The organism is Piscinibacter gummiphilus (assembly GCF_032681285.1).
In the GTDB taxonomy this organism is placed as follows: Bacteria; Pseudomonadota; Gammaproteobacteria; order Burkholderiales; family Burkholderiaceae_C; genus Rhizobacter; species Rhizobacter gummiphilus_A.
The window spans coordinates 778,537-795,648 of sequence record NZ_CP136336.1 but is presented as its reverse complement, the minus strand read 5'-3'; the positions used below and the strand labels follow the sequence as shown (position 1 = coordinate 795,648).

23 protein-coding genes are annotated in these 17,112 nt (G+C 66.7%); 9 read left to right on the top strand and 14 right to left on the bottom strand.

Features of this window, described 5'->3' with window-relative positions:
* Positions 1 to 89: 89 nt before the first annotated feature.
* The 4 genes from RXV79_RS03890 (at position 90) to RXV79_RS03875 (ending at position 2,932) form a co-directional block, all read left to right on the top strand.
* The gene (locus RXV79_RS03890) at positions 90 to 1,052 is read left to right on the top strand and encodes a ribose-phosphate pyrophosphokinase (protein ID WP_316702163.1); all 963 of its coding nucleotides are present in this window, start codon (positions 90 to 92) and stop codon (positions 1,050 to 1,052) included.
* Positions 1,053 to 1,153: 101 nt separating this feature from the next.
* Positions 1,154 to 1,795 carry a 50S ribosomal protein L25/general stress protein Ctc gene (locus RXV79_RS03885; RefSeq protein ID WP_316702162.1) on the top strand — a complete coding sequence of 214 codons (642 nt, stop codon included), beginning with the start codon at positions 1,154 to 1,156 and terminating at the stop codon, positions 1,793 to 1,795.
* A gap of 121 nt (positions 1,796 to 1,916) precedes the next feature.
* Entirely contained in the window at positions 1,917 to 2,540 is a 624-nt protein-coding gene (pth, locus tag RXV79_RS03880; protein ID WP_316702161.1) for an aminoacyl-tRNA hydrolase, read from the top strand.
* Positions 2,537 to 2,932, top strand: a complete 396-nt coding sequence (locus RXV79_RS03875) for a hypothetical protein (RefSeq protein WP_316702160.1) — start codon at positions 2,537 to 2,539, stop codon at positions 2,930 to 2,932. The genes pth and RXV79_RS03875 overlap by 4 nt, the downstream gene beginning before the upstream one ends.
* Here RXV79_RS03875 and RXV79_RS03870 read toward each other — a convergent pair.
* From RXV79_RS03870 to hisC, 8 genes are all read right to left on the bottom strand, one after another.
* Positions 2,902 to 3,186, bottom strand: coding sequence for a YfhL family 4Fe-4S dicluster ferredoxin (locus RXV79_RS03870; RefSeq protein WP_316702159.1), 285 nt, complete (start codon positions 3,184 to 3,186; stop codon positions 2,902 to 2,904). The two genes, RXV79_RS03875 and RXV79_RS03870, sit on opposite strands and share 31 nt — an antisense overlap.
* 28 nt (positions 3,187 to 3,214) lie before the next feature.
* Positions 3,215 to 3,715, bottom strand: a complete 501-nt coding sequence (gene coaD, locus RXV79_RS03865) for a pantetheine-phosphate adenylyltransferase (protein WP_316702158.1) — start codon at positions 3,713 to 3,715, stop codon at positions 3,215 to 3,217.
* A 45-nt stretch (positions 3,716 to 3,760) separates the two neighbouring features.
* Entirely contained in the window at positions 3,761 to 4,306 is a 546-nt protein-coding gene (gene rsmD, locus RXV79_RS03860) for a 16S rRNA (guanine(966)-N(2))-methyltransferase RsmD (RefSeq protein WP_413816663.1), read from the bottom strand.
* A 23-nt stretch (positions 4,307 to 4,329) separates the two neighbouring features.
* Positions 4,330 to 5,091, bottom strand: a complete 762-nt coding sequence (gene hisF, locus RXV79_RS03855; protein WP_316702156.1) for an imidazole glycerol phosphate synthase subunit HisF — start codon at positions 5,089 to 5,091, stop codon at positions 4,330 to 4,332.
* A 12-nt stretch (positions 5,092 to 5,103) separates the two neighbouring features.
* On the bottom strand, positions 5,104 to 5,850 hold the full coding sequence (gene hisA / locus RXV79_RS03850) for a 1-(5-phosphoribosyl)-5-[(5-phosphoribosylamino)methylideneamino]imidazole-4-carboxamide isomerase (RefSeq protein WP_316702155.1): 747 nt from the start codon (positions 5,848 to 5,850) through the stop codon (positions 5,104 to 5,106).
* Positions 5,851 to 5,927: 77 nt separating this feature from the next.
* The gene (hisH, locus tag RXV79_RS03845; RefSeq protein WP_316702154.1) at positions 5,928 to 6,575 is read right to left on the bottom strand and encodes an imidazole glycerol phosphate synthase subunit HisH; all 648 of its coding nucleotides are present in this window, start codon (positions 6,573 to 6,575) and stop codon (positions 5,928 to 5,930) included.
* Between the two features lie 2 nt (positions 6,576 to 6,577).
* Entirely contained in the window at positions 6,578 to 7,171 is a 594-nt protein-coding gene (gene hisB, locus RXV79_RS03840; RefSeq protein ID WP_316702153.1) for an imidazoleglycerol-phosphate dehydratase HisB, read from the bottom strand.
* Positions 7,168 to 8,250 carry a histidinol-phosphate transaminase gene (gene hisC, locus RXV79_RS03835; RefSeq protein WP_316702152.1) on the bottom strand — a complete coding sequence of 361 codons (1,083 nt, stop codon included), beginning with the start codon at positions 8,248 to 8,250 and terminating at the stop codon, positions 7,168 to 7,170. The genes hisB and hisC overlap by 4 nt, the downstream gene beginning before the upstream one ends.
* Positions 8,251 to 8,325: 75 nt before the next feature.
* On the opposite strand from hisC, the gene RXV79_RS03830 reads away from it, so the two are divergent.
* Positions 8,326 to 8,610: a hypothetical protein gene (locus RXV79_RS03830; protein WP_316702151.1), complete on the top strand. Its 285-nt coding sequence runs from the start codon at positions 8,326 to 8,328 to the stop codon at positions 8,608 to 8,610.
* Positions 8,607 to 8,795: a hypothetical protein gene (locus RXV79_RS03825; RefSeq protein WP_316702150.1), complete on the top strand. Its 189-nt coding sequence runs from the start codon at positions 8,607 to 8,609 to the stop codon at positions 8,793 to 8,795. The genes RXV79_RS03830 and RXV79_RS03825 overlap by 4 nt, the downstream gene beginning before the upstream one ends.
* Here RXV79_RS03825 and hisD read toward each other — a convergent pair whose 3' ends face one another.
* From hisD to RXV79_RS03795, 6 genes are all read right to left on the bottom strand, one after another.
* Positions 8,796 to 10,115, bottom strand: coding sequence for a histidinol dehydrogenase (hisD, locus tag RXV79_RS03820; protein ID WP_316702149.1), 1,320 nt, complete (start codon positions 10,113 to 10,115; stop codon positions 8,796 to 8,798).
* A gap of 6 nt (positions 10,116 to 10,121) precedes the next feature.
* Positions 10,122 to 10,760: an ATP phosphoribosyltransferase gene (hisG, locus tag RXV79_RS03815; RefSeq protein WP_316702148.1), complete on the bottom strand. Its 639-nt coding sequence runs from the start codon at positions 10,758 to 10,760 to the stop codon at positions 10,122 to 10,124.
* On the bottom strand, positions 10,757 to 12,016 hold the full coding sequence (murA, locus tag RXV79_RS03810; protein WP_316702147.1) for a UDP-N-acetylglucosamine 1-carboxyvinyltransferase: 1,260 nt from the start codon (positions 12,014 to 12,016) through the stop codon (positions 10,757 to 10,759). Before murA ends, hisG begins: the two co-directional genes overlap by 4 nt.
* 85 nt (positions 12,017 to 12,101) lie before the next feature.
* Positions 12,102 to 12,371 (bottom strand): BolA family protein, encoded by a 270-nt coding sequence (locus RXV79_RS03805; RefSeq protein ID WP_316702146.1) that lies wholly within the window; start codon positions 12,369 to 12,371, stop codon positions 12,102 to 12,104.
* A gap of 32 nt (positions 12,372 to 12,403) precedes the next feature.
* Positions 12,404 to 13,171, bottom strand: coding sequence for an ABC transporter permease (locus tag RXV79_RS03800; protein WP_316702145.1), 768 nt, complete (start codon positions 13,169 to 13,171; stop codon positions 12,404 to 12,406).
* A complete protein-coding gene (locus RXV79_RS03795) occupies positions 13,168 to 14,103 on the bottom strand; it encodes an ABC transporter ATP-binding protein (protein ID WP_316702144.1) in 936 nt (311 codons plus the stop codon). Before RXV79_RS03795 ends, RXV79_RS03800 begins: the two co-directional genes overlap by 4 nt.
* Before the next feature lie 108 nt (positions 14,104 to 14,211).
* Between RXV79_RS03795 and RXV79_RS03790 the strand changes: the two genes are divergently transcribed.
* The 3 genes from RXV79_RS03790 to RXV79_RS03780 all read left to right on the top strand — a co-directional run bounded on the left by RXV79_RS03790 (position 14,212) and on the right by RXV79_RS03780 (position 17,087).
* A complete protein-coding gene (locus tag RXV79_RS03790; RefSeq protein WP_316702143.1) occupies positions 14,212 to 14,874 on the top strand; it encodes a TetR/AcrR family transcriptional regulator in 663 nt (220 codons plus the stop codon).
* A gap of 13 nt (positions 14,875 to 14,887) precedes the next feature.
* On the top strand, positions 14,888 to 15,661 hold the full coding sequence (locus RXV79_RS03785; protein ID WP_316702142.1) for a tetratricopeptide repeat protein: 774 nt from the start codon (positions 14,888 to 14,890) through the stop codon (positions 15,659 to 15,661).
* A gap of 160 nt (positions 15,662 to 15,821) precedes the next feature.
* Entirely contained in the window at positions 15,822 to 17,087 is a 1,266-nt protein-coding gene (locus RXV79_RS03780; RefSeq protein WP_316702141.1) for a DUF2325 domain-containing protein, read from the top strand.
* Positions 17,088 to 17,112: the final 25 nt, after the last annotated feature.

Here is a 17,112-nt window from a genome sequence, read left to right as displayed (position 1 = left end):
AGCAGACCAGATCAGGCGGCACGCCGGGGCTGATGTGCAAGGGCGCCGTTCACAATGGCGACGACCCAATGAGCCTCGACGGAGGGAACGTGCTTTTCAACACCGTGTTGTTCACCGGGAATGCGAATCCGGCGCTTGCGCAGGAAATCGCTGGCAACCTCGGCATCGAACTCGGCAAGGCCCGCGTCGGCCGCTTCTCCGACGGCGAAGTCGACGTCGAGATCCAGCAGAACGTCCGCGCACGCGACATCTTCATCGTTCAGCCCACCTGTGCGCCGACGAATGAAAACCTGATGGAGCTGTGCATCATGGTCGACGCGCTCAAGCGCGCGTCGGCCCGGCGTGTGACGGCGGTGATCCCCTACTTCGGCTACGCGCGGCAAGACCGCCGCCCCCGTTCCACCCGCGTGCCCATCAGCGCCAAGGTCGTGGCCAACATGCTCGAGGCCGTGGGCGTCGAGCGCCTGCTGACGATGGACCTGCACGCCGACCAGATCCAGGGCTTCTTCAACATTCCCGTCGACAACATCTACGCCTCGCCGGTGCTGCTGTCGGACGTGCAGAACAAGCGCTACCGTGACCTCGTGGTCGTGTCGCCCGACGTGGGCGGCGTGGTGCGCGCCCGTGCGCTGGCCAAGCAGCTCGGCTGCGAGCTGGCCATCATCGACAAGCGCCGCCCGAAGGCCAACGTGTCGGAAGTGATGCACGTGATCGGCGAAATCGAAGGCCGCAACTGCGTGATCATGGACGACATGATCGACACCGCCGGCACGCTCGTGAAGGCGGCCGAGGTGCTCAAGGAGCGGGGTGCGAAGAACGTCTATGCCTACTGCACGCACGCCGTGTTCTCGGGCCCGGCCATCGAGCGCATCAAGTCCTCGCAGCTCGACGAAGTCGTGATCACCAACACCATTCCGCTGAGCGCCGACGGCAAGAAGTGCGACAAGGTTCGCCAGCTGTCGGTCGCCTTCCTGTTCGCCGAGACGATCCGCCGCATTTCGGACGGCGAGTCGGTGACGTCGCTGTTCGCCGAGCAGAACAATAACTTTTAGAACGAGAGCGGGTTCCTTGCGGAACCCTTCTTAGCCGCGGGCTTCGGCCCGTCTACCCCGAGGAGCCTGGTCGCGGGCACTCATCCATCATTGGAGCAATTATGAAATTCGTCGCTTTCGAGCGCACCAAGCAGGGGACCGGAGCGAGCCGCCGCCTGCGCAACGCCGACAAGGTGCCCGGCATCGTTTACGGGGCAGGCACGCCCACGATGATCGAACTCGATCACAACGCCCTCTTCCACGCGCTGAAGAAGGAAGCCTTCCACTCGACCATCCTCGAGATGGAACTCGCCGGCAAGACCTCGCAAGTGCTGCTGCGCGACTACCAGCTGCACCCGTTCCGCCAGATCGTGCTGCACATCGACTTCCAGCGTGTCGACGCCACCACCAAGATCACCAAGAAGATCCCGCTGCACTTCGTGAACGAGGAAAACTCGCCGGCCGTCAAGACCGACAAGTGCCTGGTCAACCACGTCGTGACCGAACTGCGCGTCCAGTGCCTGGCCTCGGCCCTGCCTGAGTACATCACCATCGACCTCGGCGAGCTGACCAAGGGCCAGTCTCTGCACGTGAGCGACCTGAAGCTGCCCGCCGGCATCACCGTCGTCACGCAAGGCAAGCCGAACCCCGTGATCGTGTCGACCTCGGTCGTGGCCGAGGAAGAAGAAGCGGCGCCGGTCGTGGTCGCCGCCGCCGCACCGGCTCCGAAGGCGAAGAAGAGCGAGAAGCAGAACAAGAAGTAATGCCTTCCCCCGAAGGCATGAGGAAGCCCCGCGATGCGGGGCTTTTTTTCGTCCCTCCTTTTGGACGACAGCCTCCCGCGGGATCGCATCTTCTGGCCCGCTCTGGATAATCCGCCCCATCATGATTCGACTGCTGGTAGGCCTGGGCAACCCGGGCACGGAATACGAAGCCACGAACCACAACGCCGGGTTCTGGTGGATCGACGCGGTGGCGCGCGAACTCAAGGCCTCGCTGCAACCCGAGCGCAGCTACCACGGCCTGGTGGCCCGCGTGAACCGGCCTGGCGACCAGGGGCCGCTCTGGCTGCTGGAGCCGCAGACCTACATGAACCTGTCGGGCAAGTCGGTCGCGGCGCTGGCGCGCTTCTTCAAGATCGCACCCGATGAAATCCTCGTCGCGCACGACGAGCTCGACCTGCTGCCCGGCCAGATGAAGATCAAGCGTGGCGGCGGCCACGCCGGGCACAACGGGCTGCGCGACATCCACGCCCAGCTTGGCTCCAACGACTACTGGCGCCTGCGCCTGGGCATCGGCCACCCTGGCGTGAAGGCCGAGGTGGCCGACTACGTGCTGCGCAAGCCCAAGCCCGAAGCGCGCGACGCGATCCACGACTGCATCCACAAGACCTTGCCAGCGATCGACCTGCTGCTGGCGGGCGAGATGGAGCGCGCCACCATGAAGATCAACGCCAAGCCACCGCGCCCGAAGCCGCCGCGCCCCGAAGGCTTGCCCCCGAAGCCATGAGAACCGTTCTTCTGCTGATCGCCGCCGCGCTCACGTCTGCCTCGGTGCACGCACAAACCGTCTACCGATGCGGGCCCGAGGGCCGCAGCTACTCACAGACCCCGTGCGCGCAAGGCCGTGCGATCGAGGTAAACGACGAACGCAGCACGCAGCAGCGGCGCGAGGCGCTCGACGTCGCCGAACGCGACCGTGCCCTGGCGGACTCGCTTGAAGAGGATCGCGTCACGCGCGAAGCCAGACCGCGCGCCGGGATGGCCAAGATCGATGGCCGCATTGGCTTTGCCCGCGTGGCCCACGCCGAGGCGGCAAAGAAAACCGTGAAGTCGAAGAAGAAGCCGAAGGCCTCGCAGCACGCCGACCGCTACAAGGCGGTATCAGCGCCCCGCTCTTGAGGCGTGCCGGCCGCCTGCAGGCGCCGGTATTTGTCCCACAACGACTCCTTCGATTCGATGTGTTCCGGGTCGACCGGAATGCACGCCACCGGGCACACCTGCACGCACTGCGGCTCGTCGAAGTGGCCCACGCACTCGGTGCAGCGCTTGGGGTCGATCTGGTAGATCACCGGCCCGAGCGAGATGGCCTGGTTCGGGCACTCGGGCTCGCACACATCGCAGTTGATGCAGTCGTCGGTGATGAGAAGGGCCATGGCGGGTACTGCTGGGAGAAAGCGGAACTCAGGTCTTGGCGCTCACACGCACCTTGAGCCGCTTGAGCACCGAGGGTGACACGAACTTGGAGACATCACCCTTCAAGGTGGCAATCTCGCGCACGAAGGTGCCCGAGACGAACTGGAACTGATCGCTGGGCGTCAGGAACACGGTTTCGACCTTGGGCATGAGATGCCGGTTCATGCCGGCCATCTGGAACTCGTACTCGAAGTCGCTCACCGCGCGCAGGCCGCGCACCACCACCTTGCCACCGTGGTGGGTGACGAAATCGCTCAAGAGGCCGTCGAAAGCGATGACCTCGACGTTCGGGTACTTCGCCGCCAGTTCGGTGGCGATCTCCAGACGTTCGTCGAGCGAGAACATCGTCTTCTTGTGGTGGCCGGCCGCCACCGCGAGGATCAGGCGCTCGAAGAGCGTGCTCGCCCGGTGCATCAGGTCTTCGTGGCCCAGGGTCATGGGATCGAAGGTCCCCGGGTAGACGGCGGTGAGGCGGGTGGCTGACGTCAAGGCGCTTCCTTCCGTGGCGTGCGTTTTCGCGAGTGCCCGGGCAGTTTAGCCGGGCACACCGCGTTGTATCAGGTGGTAATGCACGGCGCCCGCCTTGCCATGACGGTGCAGGCGCAGGCCGGGGCCCAGTGACGCGTCATCGAAGGCACGATCGGCTTCCAGGTAGATGAAGCCGTCGGGCACGACCAGCCGCGCGGCGGCTTTCAGGGCCGGCTCGAAGACGTTCGCATCGAAGGGCGGGTCGATGAAGACCAGTTCGAAGCTTTCGGGCGCACAACGGGCCATCCAGGCCAAGGCATCGGCCGCCTCGATGCGCACGGTCTCAGCCTTCAGCCGCTGTTGAACCGCGCGCAAGCCGTGGGCGAGACGCTGATCGCGCTCGACCAGCACCACCGCATCGGCCCCGCGCGACGCAGCCTCGAAGCCGAGGGCCCCACTGCCGGCGTAGGCATCGAGGCATCGCCAGCCTTCGAGGTCCTGACCCAGCCAGTTGAAGAGCGTTTCACGCACCCGGTCGGGCGTGGGCCGCAGCCCTGGCGCATCGGCGACGGGGAGCTTCGTCCGCTTCCACTGCCCCCCGATGATCCGCACCTCGTGAGGCGCCCGGGCAGGCTTCACAGGCGAACGGGAATCCCGCGTTGCGCCATCAGCGCCTTCGCCTCGCCGACGGTGTGGTGGCCGTAGTGGAAGATGCTCGCGGCCAACACCGCATCGGCGTGGCCCTGCTGGATGCCTTCGACCAGGTGCTCGAGGTTGCCGACACCGCCCGAGGCGATCACCGGCACCTCGACGGCATCGCTCACCGCACGCGTCAACGGCAGGTTGAAGCCGATCTTGGTGCCATCGCGGTCCATGCTGGTCAGGAGGATCTCGCCAGCGCCGTTGTCGACCATCTTCTTGGCCCACTCGACGGCGTCGAGGCCGGTGTTCTTTCGCCCGCCGTGGGTATAGACGTCCCAGCCGGAGCCATCTTCACGGCCCTTGGCGTCGATCGCCACCACGATGCACTGCGCACCGTACTTGTCGGACGCATCGCGGATCACCTGGGGGTTGGCCACCGCGGCGGAGTTGAAGCTCACCTTGTCGGCCCCGGCGTTGAGCAGCCGCCGCACGTCGTCGACGGTGCGCACGCCACCGCCCACCGTGAGCGGAATGAAGACCTGGGAGGCCACCGCCTCGATCATGTGCAGGATCAGGTCGCGGTCGTCGCTGGTGGCGGTGATGTCGAGGAAGGTGAGTTCGTCGGCGCCTTGATCGTTGTAGCGGGCCGCGATCTCGACCGGGTCACCGGCATCGCGCAGCTCGACGAAATTGACGCCCTTGACGACCCGGCCTCCGGTGACGTCGAGGCAGGGGATGATGCGCTTGGCCAGCATGGGAGGGAGAGCTCAGTCGGCTCCGTTGAGTTCGTCGGCGCGCTTCTGGGCCGCGGCAAAGTCGAGCGCGCCGGTGTAGATGGCGCGGCCGCAGATCACACCTTCGACACCCTCGCCTTCCACCGCGCAGAGCTTCTCGATGTCGGCGATGTTGGACAGGCCGCCCGACGCGATGACGGGGATCGACAGCGCCTGCGCGAGCTTCACCGTCGCGTCGATGTTGATGCCCGAGAGCATGCCGTCGCGCCCGATGTCGGTGTAGATCACGCCTTCGACGCCGTAGTCCTCGAACTTCTTCGCGAGGTCGATCACTTCATGGCCGGTGAGCTTGCTCCAGCCGTCGGTGGCGACCTTGCCGTCTTTCGCGTCGAGGCCCACGATGATGTGGCCGCCGAAGGCACTGCAGGCGTCTTTCAGGAAGCCGGGGCTCTTCACCGCGGCGGTGCCGATGATGATGAAGCTCAGGCCGTCGTCGAGGTAGCGCTCGATGGTGTCGAGGTCGCGGATGCCGCCGCCCAATTGCACCGGGATCTCATCGCCCACCTCGGCCAGGATCGCCTTGATCGCCGGCTCATTGACCGGCTTGCCGGCAAACGCACCGTTGAGGTCGACGAGATGAAGCCGCCGCGCGCCGGCGTCGACCCATCGCCGCGCCATCGCAGCCGGGTCTTCGCCGAAGGTGGTGGACTCGGCCATGTCGCCCTGTTTCAGGCGCACACATTGGCCGTCTTTCAGGTCAATCGCAGGTATCAGCAACATGGCCGAAGGCAGTGGTGGTGGAGGAAGAGGAGGAGGGGTGCCTGAGGGTGTATCGCAGATGACGCTTCAGCAGCGGATCAGGGGTTCCAGTGAAGGAAGTTGCGGTACAGCGCGAGGCCATGCTCGGCGCTTTTCTCAGGGTGGAACTGGGTGGCGAAAATGTTATCGCGTGCCACGGCACTGGTAAAGCGCGCGCCGTACTCGGTTTCGCCGACGCTGTGGCGCGGGTCCGACGGGCGGGCGTAGTAGCTGTGCAGGAAGTAGAAGTAGGCGCGGTCGGGCACGCCGGCCCAGATCGGGTGCGGCTGAGCCTGGATCACTTCGTTCCAGCCCATCTGCGGCACCTTGTAGCGGCTGCCATCGGGCTGCAACTGGCCCTTGAGCTGGAAGCGGCGCACGTCGCCGGCGATCAGGCCCAGCCCCTCACAGGGGCCTTCTTCGCTGCGGTCGAGCAGCATCTGCATGCCCACGCACACGCCCATCAGCGGTTTGCTGGCGGCGGCTTCGAGCACCGCTTCGGTGAGGCCAGCATCCTCCAGGCCGCGCATGCAGTCGTGGATCGCGCCCTGCCCCGGCAGAACCACCCGTTCCGCCGCGCGGACATCCTCGGCGCGTGCGCTCACCAACACATCGAAACCGGAATTCTGTGCGACGTGGATCACCGCCTGCGAAACCGATCGCAGGTTGCCGCTGCCGTGGTCGACGACCACCACCGTGCGTTTCATGGTCAGAGACTACCCTTGGTGGACGGAATAACGCCGGCCGCGCGTGGATCGATTTCCAGTGCCATCCGCAAGGCCCGTGCGAACGCCTTGAAGATGGTCTCGCACTGGTGGTGGGCGTTGTCGCCCTCCAGGTTGTCGATGTGCAGCGTCACGCCGGCATGGTTGGAGAAGCCCTGGAAGAACTCGTAGGCCAGCTGGGTGTCGAAGGCGCCGATCATGCCGCTCTTGAAGTTGACGCGCATGTGCAGCCCGGGCCGGCCGGAGAAGTCGATCACCACGCGCGACAGCGCTTCGTCGAGCGGCACGTAGGCATGGCCGTAGCGGCGCAGGCCTTTCTTGTCGCCCACCGCCTTGGCCACGGCCTGGCCGAGCGTGATGCCCACGTCTTCGACCGTGTGGTGGCCGTCGATGTGCAGGTCGCCCTTGCAGTCGATGTCGAGGTCGATCAGCCCATGGCGGGCGATCTGGTCGAGCATGTGGTCGAAGAAGCCGATGCCGGTGGCGAGCTTGGCCTGCCCCGTGCCGTCGAGGTTGACCACGACGCGGATCTGCGTCTCGTTGGTGTTGCGGGTCACGTCCGCGGTGCGCATGGTCATGACAGGCTGGCTTTCATGGCTTCGATCATCTGGTCATTCTCTTCCGGCGTGCCCACCGTCAGGCGCAGGCAGTTGTCCAGCAGAGGGTGCATCTTGGAGACGTTCTTCACCAGCACCTTGCGTGCCTTCATCTCGGCGAAGAGCGCGGCGGCGTCGGGCACACGGGCGAGGATCATGTTGGCTTCGCTCGGGTAAGGCTTGACGCCGGGCATGGCCGACAGCGCGGCGATCAACCGTGAGCGCTCGCTGCGCAGGATCTTCGCCTGGCGGTCGAACTCGTCGTCATGCTCCAGCGCAAAGAGCGCCGCCTCGGCGTTGAGCACGCTCACGTTGTACGGCGGGCGCACCTTGTCGACCTGGTCGATGAGCGCCCTCGGCCCCAGCATGTAGCCGAGGCGAATGCCGGCGAGGCCGAACTTGCTCAGCGTGCGCATCACCAGCACATGCTCGTGCTTGGCCACCCGGTCGATGTAGCTGCGCGAGGCGAAGGGCTGGTAGGCCTCGTCGATCACCACCAGGCCCGGCGCAGCGTCGACGATGCGCTCGACGATGGCGTCGTCGAACAGGTTGGCGGTGGGGTTGTTGGGATAGGCGATGTAGACGATGGCCGGCTGGTGCTCGGCCATCGCGGCCAGCATCGCGGCTTCGTCCAGTTCGAAGTCGGCCCGCAGCGGCACGCCGATGAAACGCAGCCCCTGCAGCTTGGCCGACATCTCGTACATCACGAAACCGGGCAGCGGCGCGAGGATGCTGGCACCCGGCACATCGCAGGCCATCGCGAGCAGGCTGATGAGCTCGTCGGAGCCGTTGCCGAGCATGAGGCCGAAGCCCTCGGGCAGACCCACGTGCTTCGCCAAGGCGGCGCGCAGGTCATCGATGCGCGGCCCGGGGTAACGGTTGATCGCCACCTCGGCCAGCCGCTCGCCCAACGCCTGGCGCAGGGCCGGCGGCAGGCGGAACGGGTTTTCCATCGCATCGAGCTTGACCATGCCGACGCTCGGTTGGATGGCGTAGCCGTGCATGGACTGGACGTCCTGACGGATGAAGCGCGCAATGACCGATTCGAGCTTGGATGACATGGGATTGGCAGGAGGAGTCTTGAACTCAGCGCCCATTACATAAGATATTGCACATCTCGTCCGACGGAGCCTCTGGTGGCCACCATCCCGACCCACGTGCATCTGCAACCCGCGCAACGCGAGTTCCTGGAACAACAGGCCAAGCTGCGCGGCACCAATGTGTCGGCCGAGGTCCGCTCGTCGATCGACCTGTACCGCGCCGGCGTCGACTCGATGGCCGAACTGGAGCTGCTCGACTTCGCCACCCGCAAGGCCAAAGACGACCTCGATGCGACCCTCGCCACGCTCGACGCCGGCCAGCGCCGCGCGAAGGCGTTCTTCGCGGAGATCGAGGCGATCAAGGCTGGGTCTCCGTCATGAGCCTGGTCGCAGAAATCGTCGACCGGCTGTCTGGGGTGGCCGCGCTGCGCGAGAAGGTCGCGCAGCAGGACAAGGTGCTTGAAGGCATGCAGCGCATCCTGCTCGAGCAGCAGCGTGAGCTGGCCGAGGTGAAGGGGACCTTGCGCGCGTTGGTCACGATGCAGCAGGCGTTACCAAGGAAATAGTCAGCCGCCGCGCTTGAGCCGCATTTCCGCGGCTTGCGCATGAGCCTGCAGGCCCTCGCCATAGGCGAGTTCAGCGGCGATCACGCCCAGCTTCTGCGCGCCCGCCTCGCTCACCTCGATGAGGCTGCTGCGCTTCTGGAAGTCGTACACGCCCAGCGGCGACGAGAAGCGCGCGGTGCCCGAGGTGGGCAGCACGTGGTTGGGGCCGGCGCAGTAATCGCCCAGGCTCTCGCTGGTGAAGGCGCCCATGAAGATCGCGCCGGCATGCTTGAGCAAAGGTTCCCACTTGCCCGGTTCGCGTGAGCTGACTTCCAGGTGCTCGGGCGCGATGCGGTTGCTGATCGCGCAAGCTTCTTCCATCGAGCGCGTGTGGATCAGCGCGCCGCGGCCTTCGAGCGAGGCACGGATCACGTCGCGGCGCGGCATGCCGGGCAGCAGGCGCTCGATCTCGGCCTTCACCCTGGCGATATACGCCGCATCGGGGCACAGCAGGATGCTCTGCGCCAGCTCGTCGTGCTCGGCCTGGCTGAAGAGGTCCATCGCCACCCAGTCGGGCGGCGTCGTGCCGTCGGCCAGCACCAGGATCTCGCTCGGGCCGGCGATCATGTCAATGCCGACCTTGCCGAAAACACGGCGCTTGGCGCTCGCGACGTAGGCGTTGCCGGGGCCGGTGATCTTGTCGACGGCGGGCACGGTCGCCGTGCCGAAGGCCAGGGCCGCCACGGCCTGCGCGCCGCCAAGGGTGAAGGCACGGTCCACACCGGCGATGGCCGCCGCGGCCAGCACCATCGCGTTGCGCTCGCCCTTGGGCGTGGGCACGACCATCACGATCTCACCGACGCCGGCCACCTTGGCCGGCACGGCGTTCATCAGCACGCTCGAGGGATACGCCGCCTTGCCGCCCGGCACGTAGATGCCCACACGGTCGAGTGGCGTCACCTTCTGCCCGAGCAGCGTGCCATCGGCATCGCGGTAGTTCCACGAGCGGCCGCAGGCTTCGAGCTGGCGCTGGTGGTAGTCGCGCACCCGCGCGGCGGCGGCTTCGAGGGCCTCGCGCTGATTCGGCGTGATCGCCGACACGGCCGCCTGCAATTCGTCGCGTGTGATCTCGAGCGCCGCCACGGACGGCGCTGCGAGCCCGTCGAAACGCTGGGTGTATTCCAGCACCGCGGCGTCGCCGCGCTTTTGCACGTCGTCGAGGATCGCCGCCACCCGCTCTTCGATCGCATGGTCGGTCTCGGCCGACCAGTGCAGCACGCGCTGGAATTCGGCTTCGAAGTCGGCGGCGGTCGTGACGAGCTGGCGGACGTTGACGCTCATGGTCGTTTACTCGGGAATGGCCGACGCGATGGCGTCGATGATCTGGCGCAGAGGCTCGCGCTTGGTCTTGAGCGCGGCCTGGTTGACCACCAGGCGGGCGGAGATCTTCATGATCTCTTCCACTTCGACCAAGTGGTTGGCCTTGAGCGTGCTGCCGGTCGACACGAGATCGACGATGGCATCGGCGAGGCCCGTGAGCGGCGCGAGCTCCATCGAGCCGTAGAGTTTGATCACGTCGACGTGCACGCCCTTGTCGGCGAAGAAGTCTCGGGCGCAGCTGGTGTACTTGGTGGCGACGCGGATGCGCGAGCCCTGCTTCACGGCCGCGGCGTAGTCGAAGTCGTCGCGCGTGGCCACGCTCATGCGGCACTTGGCAATCTTCAGGTCGAGCGGCTGGTAGAGGCCCTGGCCGCCGTGCTCGAGCAGCACGTCCTTGCCGGCCACGCCCAGGTCGGCACCGCCGTACTGCACGTAGGTCGGCACGTCGGTCGCACGCACCAGCACCACGCGCACATCAGGCTTCGTGGTGCCGATGATGAGCTTGCGGGACTTTTCCGGGTCTTCGAGCACCTCGATGCCCGCGGCCTTCAGCAGCGGCAGGGTCTCTTCGAAGATGCGTCCCTTGGACAGAGCAAGAGTAATCATTTGATGCGCTGGATGTCCGCGCCGATGCCGCGCAGCTTGGTTTCCATCTGGTCGTAGCCGCGGTCCAGGTGGTAGATGCGGTCGACGACCGTTTCACCGTCGGCCACGAGGCCCGCGATCACGAGGCTGGCCGAGGCGCGCAGGTCGGTCGCCATCACCGTCGCACCCGACAGCTGCGGCACGCCCTGCACCACCGCCGTGTGCCCGTCGACCTCGATCTTCGCGCCCAGGCGCACGAGTTCGTTCACGTGCATGTAGCGGTTCTCGAAGATGGTCTCGGTGATGCGGGCCGTGCCTTCGGCAATGCAGTCGAGCGCCATGAACTGCGCTTGCATGTCGGTTGGAAAGGCGGGGTATTCGCTGGTGCGGAAGCCGACCGCACGCAGGCGCTTGTCGTTCTTGACGCGGATCCAGTCGGCACCCGATTCGATCGTGGCGCCGGCGTCGCGCAGCTTGTCGATCACCGCGTCGAGGTGATCGGCGCGTGCGCGGCGCAGGGTCACGTCGCCACCGGCAGCGGCCACGGCGCAGAGGAAGGTGCCGGCCTCGATGCGGTCGGGCACGATGCGGTGTGCCACGCCGCCCAGGCGCTCCACGCCCTGGATGAGGATCTTGCTGGTGCCGTGGCCTTCGATCTTCGCGCCCATCTTGATCAGCATCTCGGCCAGGTCGGGAATCTCCGGCTCCTGCGCCGCGTTCTCCAGCACCGTTTCACCCTCGGCCAGCACGGCGGCCATCATCAGGTTTTCGGTGCCGGTGACGGTGACCATGTCGGTCGTGATGCGGGCGCCTTTCAGGCGACGGGTCTTGGCGTGGATGTAGCCATGCTCGACGGTGATCTCGGCGCCCATCGCCTGCATGCCCTTGATGTGCTGGTCGACCGGCCGCGAGCCGATGGCGCAGCCGCCGGGCAGGGAGACCTTGGCCTCGCCGAAGCGCGCGAGCAGCGGGCCCAGCACGAGAATCGACGCCCGCATGGTCTTCACCAGGTCGTAGGTCGCTTCGCGCGAGGTGACGTTGGAGGCGTTGATGGCCACCGTGTCGGGCTCGGCCTCGCTGCGCTCAGCCTGCACGCCCATCATGCGCAAGAGCTTGAGCGTGGTGTTCACGTCCTGCAGGCGCGGCACGTTGGTCAGCGTCACCGGCTCGGCGGTGAGCAGCGCGGCGCAGAGTTCGGGCAGTGCGGCGTTCTTCGCGCCCGAGATCACCACCTCGCCCTGGAGGGGCCGGCCGCCTTTGATGAGGAGTTTGTCCATGTGGGGCTTTCAGCCGCCAAGCCCACCCGGCTCACGGACCCGCAGGCAGCAGGCCCGCCAGCCGCAGTGAACACTGCGGCGGGATTCAATGGTGGTGGTTGGAAACCGACGAGGCGTTGGAAGCCCACTCGGCCGGGGTCAGCGTCTTCATGGACAGCGCGTGGATTTGCTCGCGCATTCTATCGCCCAGGGCCTGGTAGACCCGCTGATGGCGCATCACGCGGCTCTTGCCCTCGAACTCGGCCGACACGATGGTGGCGAAGAAATGGCGCCCGTCGCCCTCCACCTGCAGGTGGTCGCAGGCGAGGCCTTGCGCGATGTAGCGCTCGACGTCGGCGGGGGTGGGGTCGGCCATAGGGGCTGGATTATCGCTGCAAGCGTTCAGGCTCAGGATCGGATCTTGTAGCCGATGCGCAGCAGGTGCAGGCACAGCGCGCAGACCACCCCCAGCGTGACGCCGACGATGCCGAAGCTCATCCACGGCGACACGTCGCTCGTGCCGAAGAAGCCATGACGGAAGCCGTCGACCATGTAGAAGAACGGGTTCAGGTGGCTCACGCCCTGCCAGAAGGCCGGCAGCGACTTGATCGAATAGAACACGCCCGAGAGCATGGTCATGGGCATGACGATGAAGTTCTGGAAGGCCGCGATCTGGTCGAACTTCTCGGCCCAGAGGCCTGCCACGAGCCCGAGCGCGCCCATCATCGCGGCGCCGCAGAGCGTGAAGACCACGATCCACAGCGGGTTGGCGATCGGCGGCGGCGCAAACCACACGGTGACCAGCAGCACGCCCAGCCCCACCACCACGCCGCGGATGATGGACGCGCCGACATAGGCGACGAACCACGCCCAATGGCTGAGCGGCGTGACCAGCAGGAACACGAGGTTGCCGGTGATCTTGCTCTGGATCAGCGAGGAGCTGCTGTTGGCGAACGCGTTCTGCAACACGCTCATCATCACGAGCCCGGGGATCAGGAAGCTCGTGTAGCCGACCTCGCCGAACACCTGCACACGCCCTTCGAGCACGTGGCCGAAGATGAGCAGGTACAGCACCGCCGTGAGCACGGGCGCAGCCACCGTCTGGAAGCTCACCTTGTAGAAGCGCAGCATCTCCTTGTAGAGCAGCGTGCGTGCGCCGGCCAACACGATGTTCATACCGCCACCTTCACCTGGTCGAGAGAGCGTGGCGCGCCCTGCATGATTTCGAGGAACACATCTTCGAGGTCGGCGCGGCCGATCTCCAGGTCTTCTGGCTGGCAGCCGTTGGCCCGCAGGATCTGCAGCACCCGCTCGACCTCGGCCGTGTCGTGCGCGGTGACCTGCACGATGCGCCCGGTCACCCGCGCGTGGGACGCAAGTTCAGCCGGCAGCGCCTGGTCCATCTTGAAGCGCATCATCGTGCTCGCGGTGCCGGCGAGCAGCGCAGAAGTGCGGTCGAGCGCAACCACGCGGCCGAGCTTCAACATCGCGATGCGCCCGCACAGCGCCTCGGCTTCTTCGAGGTAATGCGTGGTCAGCAGCACCGTGTGGCCCTGCTTGTTGAGCCGCGCGACGAAGTGCCACAGCGTCTGGCGCAGCTCCACGTCAACCCCCGCCGTCGGCTCGTCGAGCACGATCACCGGCGGCCGGTGCACCAGGGCCTGCGCCACCAGCACGCGCCGCTTCATGCCACCCGAGAGCTGGCGCATGTTGGCGTCGGCCTTGTCGGCGAGGCCCAGGCCCTGCAGCAGCTCGTCGATCCAGGCGCCGTTGTTCTTCACGCCGAAGTAGCCGCTCTGGATGCGCAGCGTCTCGCGCACGCTGAAGAAGGGGTCGAACACCAGCTCCTGCGGCACGATGCCGAGCGCCTTGCGCGCGGCGGCGAAATCGTTGACCACATCGTGGCCCAGCACCGAGACACTGCCGCCGCTTGCCCGCGTGAGCCCGGCGAGGATGCTGATGAGGGTGGTCTTGCCTGCGCCATTCGGACCGAGCAGGCCGAAGAACTCACCGGGCTGGATGTCGAAGCTCACACCGTCGAGGGCCTTGAGCTCTCGCCCGGCGGTGCGGTAGACCTTGCTGACGTTCTGGAACGAGACGGCGGACATGAGGGCGCGGATTGTAGGCAGGCCGCTCTTTTCTCGCTGGCGGCGGCCCACTCGCGCCCCGCGCGGTGCTAGATTCCCCGGCACACCGCAAAGAGGCTTTCCCGAGACATGGCCCCACCCCCGAAGAAACCGCGGCGCACCGCCGAGCGCATCCTCGAAGTGACGCTGGAGCTGTTCAACCGCTTCGGCGAGCCCAATGTCTCCACCACGCTGATCTCGGCCGAGCTGAACATCAGCCCCGGCAACCTCTACTACCACTACCCCGCCAAAGACGAGCTGATCAACGCGCTCTTCGGCCGCTACGAAGAAGCGCTCACGCAGCTGCTGCACGCCGCCGACGACGTGCGCAACGTGGAAGACGCCTGGCTCTTCTTCCACATGCTCTTCGAGCTGATCTGGCGCTACCGCTTCCTCTACCGCGACCTCAACGACCTCCTTAGCAAGAACCGCAAGCTGGAAACGCATTTCCAGGCGGTGCTCAAGAACAAGACCCACGCGGTGAAGGCCGTGCTCGACGGCCTCTCGCGCGGCAGCGCGATCAAGCTCGACAGCCGCGCCGCCGACCCCACCGCCACCGCGATGGTGGTCGTGCTCACCTACTGGCTCTCCTACGAATACGTGCGCGACCCGCGCCACGCGCTCGAGCCCGACAGCGCCGGCCCCGCCCTGCTGCGCGGCGCCTTCCACGTGCTCAGCCTCTTGATGCCTTACCTCGAACCCGGCCAGCGCGAGCACCTGCTCGGCCTGGTGGGCCCTTATCAAAAGCCCTGACAGGAGACGCCTCATGGCCAAGTGGACCGCCTTCCCCTACGACGCCGCCGAGTACACCTATGACGCCGCCGCGCTGAAGAAGAAATGGGCCCGCCTGCATGCAGGCGACGCCGAGCCGCTGCCGAAAGACGACAAGGTGCTCGCCGCCTGGGCGCTGTACCACGCGGGCGATTTCCAGAAGGCAGTCGAGGCGGGCTTGAAGGCCGGTGGCGCCGGCATCACGGTGGCCAACAAGGCGCAGTGCATCTACGCGAATTACCTGGAGAAGAGCGAGAAGACCAAGCTCGCGCTCTTTCTCGAAGCGGCCGAGCGCGCCGAGGCACAGATGGCCGAAGACCCGAAGAACGCCAACGCCTTCTACCTCGCCGCCTACGCCATCGGCCGCTACAGCCAGGGCATCAGCGTTGCCAAGGCGCTGACGCAAGGCCTGGGCGCCAAGGTCAAGACGGCGCTCGAGACCGCCATCAAGCTGCAACCCAAGCACGCCGACGCGCACATCGCACTCGGCACCTTCCACGCCGAGGTGATCGACAAGGTGGGCTCGCTGCTCGCCCGCACTCAGGGCGCGAGCAAGGACGCCGGCCTCACCGCCTTCAAGACCGCGCTCAAGCTCAACCCGGCCTCGGCCATCGCCCGCGTCGAGTACGCCAACGGCCTCGTGATGCTCGACGGCGACAAGAAGATGAAGGAAGCCGAGAAGCTCTACGCCGAAGCTGCCGAATGCGAGCCGCTCGATGCGATGGAACGTCTCGACGTCGAGATGGCCAAGGCCGAACTCGAAGACTGACCACACGACCGCTCGACAGCCCACCCGCCCGCCCCTGAGGCCGGCGGGTTTTCTTTTCTTCACTTGCAAATAAGAACTATTCGCATTTAAAGTTCAACCTCGCATCCGCCAGCCCCGCGCCAGCCGTGCTCTTCACGACACCGACTGACCGGAGCCCCCGATGTGCCAGACCCCTGACCCGGGCCTCGACGCCCTGGTGATGCAGGCCGCCGCCGCCACCGGCGCCACCGTGCTGTCCTTGCCCAGGGCCACGGCCAAAGCCGGCTCGCGCCGGCGCCGCCTGTGGGAGCTCGACGCCCACGCCCACTGCCCCGTCATCGGCGTGTGCCTGCCACTGCCGGCGCTGCGCCGCATCGTCGACAAGGTGCTCTCGGGCGAGGCCCTCGCCAACGACTACGAGCTCCATTGCGGCGTGATCGCCGAGTGCCGCCGCCGCACGCCCATCGCCGAAGCGCTGCAGCGCGAGCTCGACCGCCGCTGCATGATCGCGCTGCGCCAGGCGGCCCTTGCCAAGACCACCGAGGGCCTCGCCGCGTGGTGGCAGGCGGCCTCGGCCGGGCAAGACCTCGCCGGTGCCTTCTGGGCCACGCTCACCCACCCGCGCTGCACGCCCGAGCTGGAGCACCGCGTGCTCGGCGACGTGCACATGCTCCAGCACCAGGTGGGCGTGGCGCGCCGCGTCGACCTGAAGCAGTTCGAGGAGGTGCTGCACGAGAACGGCGTGCTCGCCCGCGAGCTCGCCGCCGCGCAGCAGCGCAACACCCGCCAGGCCGACGAGCACCGCCAGCGCCACGACGCGCAGCAGTCGCACATCGTGCAGCTGCGCGCACAGCTGATCGGCCGCGACACGCTGATCGCCTCGCTGCGCCACGACCTTCAATCGCTCGAAGACGCCGTGCCCGGCCTCAAGACGCGCCAGGCGCTGGGGCAGGAGAACGAGCGCCTGCTGCGCCGCCTGCACGACACCGAGCGCACGCTGATGCAGGCCCAGCACGAGCTGGAGCGTGCACGTGCCCGCGCCGATGAACTCACGCTCGCGCTGCAACGCCTGCCGCAACCCGAAGCCCCCACCGCCGCCCCTGCGCAGCACGACCCCACCGCGCTCGCCGACCGCGCGGTGCTCTGCGTCGGCGGCCGCCCGGCCAGCGTGCCCGTCTACCGCCACCTGGTCGAGCGCACCGGCGGCCGCTTCCTGCACCACGACGGCGGCGACGAAGACAACCCCGCCCAGCTCGACGCCACGCTCGCCGCCGCCGACCTCGTGATCTGCCAGACCGGATGCATCAGCCACGACGCGTACTGGCGCGTGAAGGACCACTGCAAACGCACCGGCAAACGCTGCGTCTTCGTCGAGACGCCGAGCACGGCCGGCCTCAAGCGCGCGCTGCGCTCGCTGGTGCCGGTGGTCGAGTCACCGCCCGCCTGATCCCTTTTTGCCAACTGAAGAAGAG

Bases quoted from the DNA above. Each gene is read 5' to 3' on its own strand.
- RXV79_RS03875 (WP_316702160.1), top strand. From the start codon at position 2,537: ATGAGAACCGTTCTTCTGCTGATCGCCGCCGCGCTCACGTCTGCCTCG.
- RXV79_RS03785 (WP_316702142.1), top strand. From the start codon at position 14,888: ATGGCCAAGTGGACCGCCTTCCCCTACGACGCCGCCGAGTACACCTAT.
- hisF (WP_316702156.1), bottom strand. From the start codon at position 5,091: ATGCTGGCCAAGCGCATCATCCCCTGCCTCGACGTCACCGGAGGCCGG.
- RXV79_RS03885 (WP_316702162.1), top strand. From the start codon at position 1,154: ATGAAATTCGTCGCTTTCGAGCGCACCAAGCAGGGGACCGGAGCGAGC.
- hisG (WP_316702148.1), bottom strand. From the start codon at position 10,760: ATGATTACTCTTGCTCTGTCCAAGGGACGCATCTTCGAAGAGACCCTG.
- hisA (WP_316702155.1), bottom strand. From the start codon at position 5,850: ATGTTGCTGATACCTGCGATTGACCTGAAAGACGGCCAATGTGTGCGC.
- RXV79_RS03825 (WP_316702150.1), top strand. From the start codon at position 8,607: ATGAGCCTGGTCGCAGAAATCGTCGACCGGCTGTCTGGGGTGGCCGCG.
- pth (WP_316702161.1), top strand. From the start codon at position 1,917: ATGATTCGACTGCTGGTAGGCCTGGGCAACCCGGGCACGGAATACGAA.
- RXV79_RS03790 (WP_316702143.1), top strand. From the start codon at position 14,212: ATGGCCCCACCCCCGAAGAAACCGCGGCGCACCGCCGAGCGCATCCTC.
- RXV79_RS03780 (WP_316702141.1), top strand. From the start codon at position 15,822: ATGTGCCAGACCCCTGACCCGGGCCTCGACGCCCTGGTGATGCAGGCC.
- RXV79_RS03805 (WP_316702146.1), bottom strand. From the start codon at position 12,371: ATGGCCGACCCCACCCCCGCCGACGTCGAGCGCTACATCGCGCAAGGC.
- murA (WP_316702147.1), bottom strand. From the start codon at position 12,016: ATGGACAAACTCCTCATCAAAGGCGGCCGGCCCCTCCAGGGCGAGGTG.
- hisD (WP_316702149.1), bottom strand. From the start codon at position 10,115: ATGAGCGTCAACGTCCGCCAGCTCGTCACGACCGCCGCCGACTTCGAA.
- RXV79_RS03795 (WP_316702144.1), bottom strand. From the start codon at position 14,103: ATGTCCGCCGTCTCGTTCCAGAACGTCAGCAAGGTCTACCGCACCGCC.
- hisH (WP_316702154.1), bottom strand. From the start codon at position 6,575: ATGAAACGCACGGTGGTGGTCGTCGACCACGGCAGCGGCAACCTGCGA.
- RXV79_RS03870 (WP_316702159.1), bottom strand. From the start codon at position 3,186: ATGGCCCTTCTCATCACCGACGACTGCATCAACTGCGATGTGTGCGAG.
- RXV79_RS03800 (WP_316702145.1), bottom strand. From the start codon at position 13,171: ATGAACATCGTGTTGGCCGGCGCACGCACGCTGCTCTACAAGGAGATG.
- hisC (WP_316702152.1), bottom strand. From the start codon at position 8,250: ATGTCATCCAAGCTCGAATCGGTCATTGCGCGCTTCATCCGTCAGGAC.
- hisB (WP_316702153.1), bottom strand. From the start codon at position 7,171: ATGACCATGCGCACCGCGGACGTGACCCGCAACACCAACGAGACGCAG.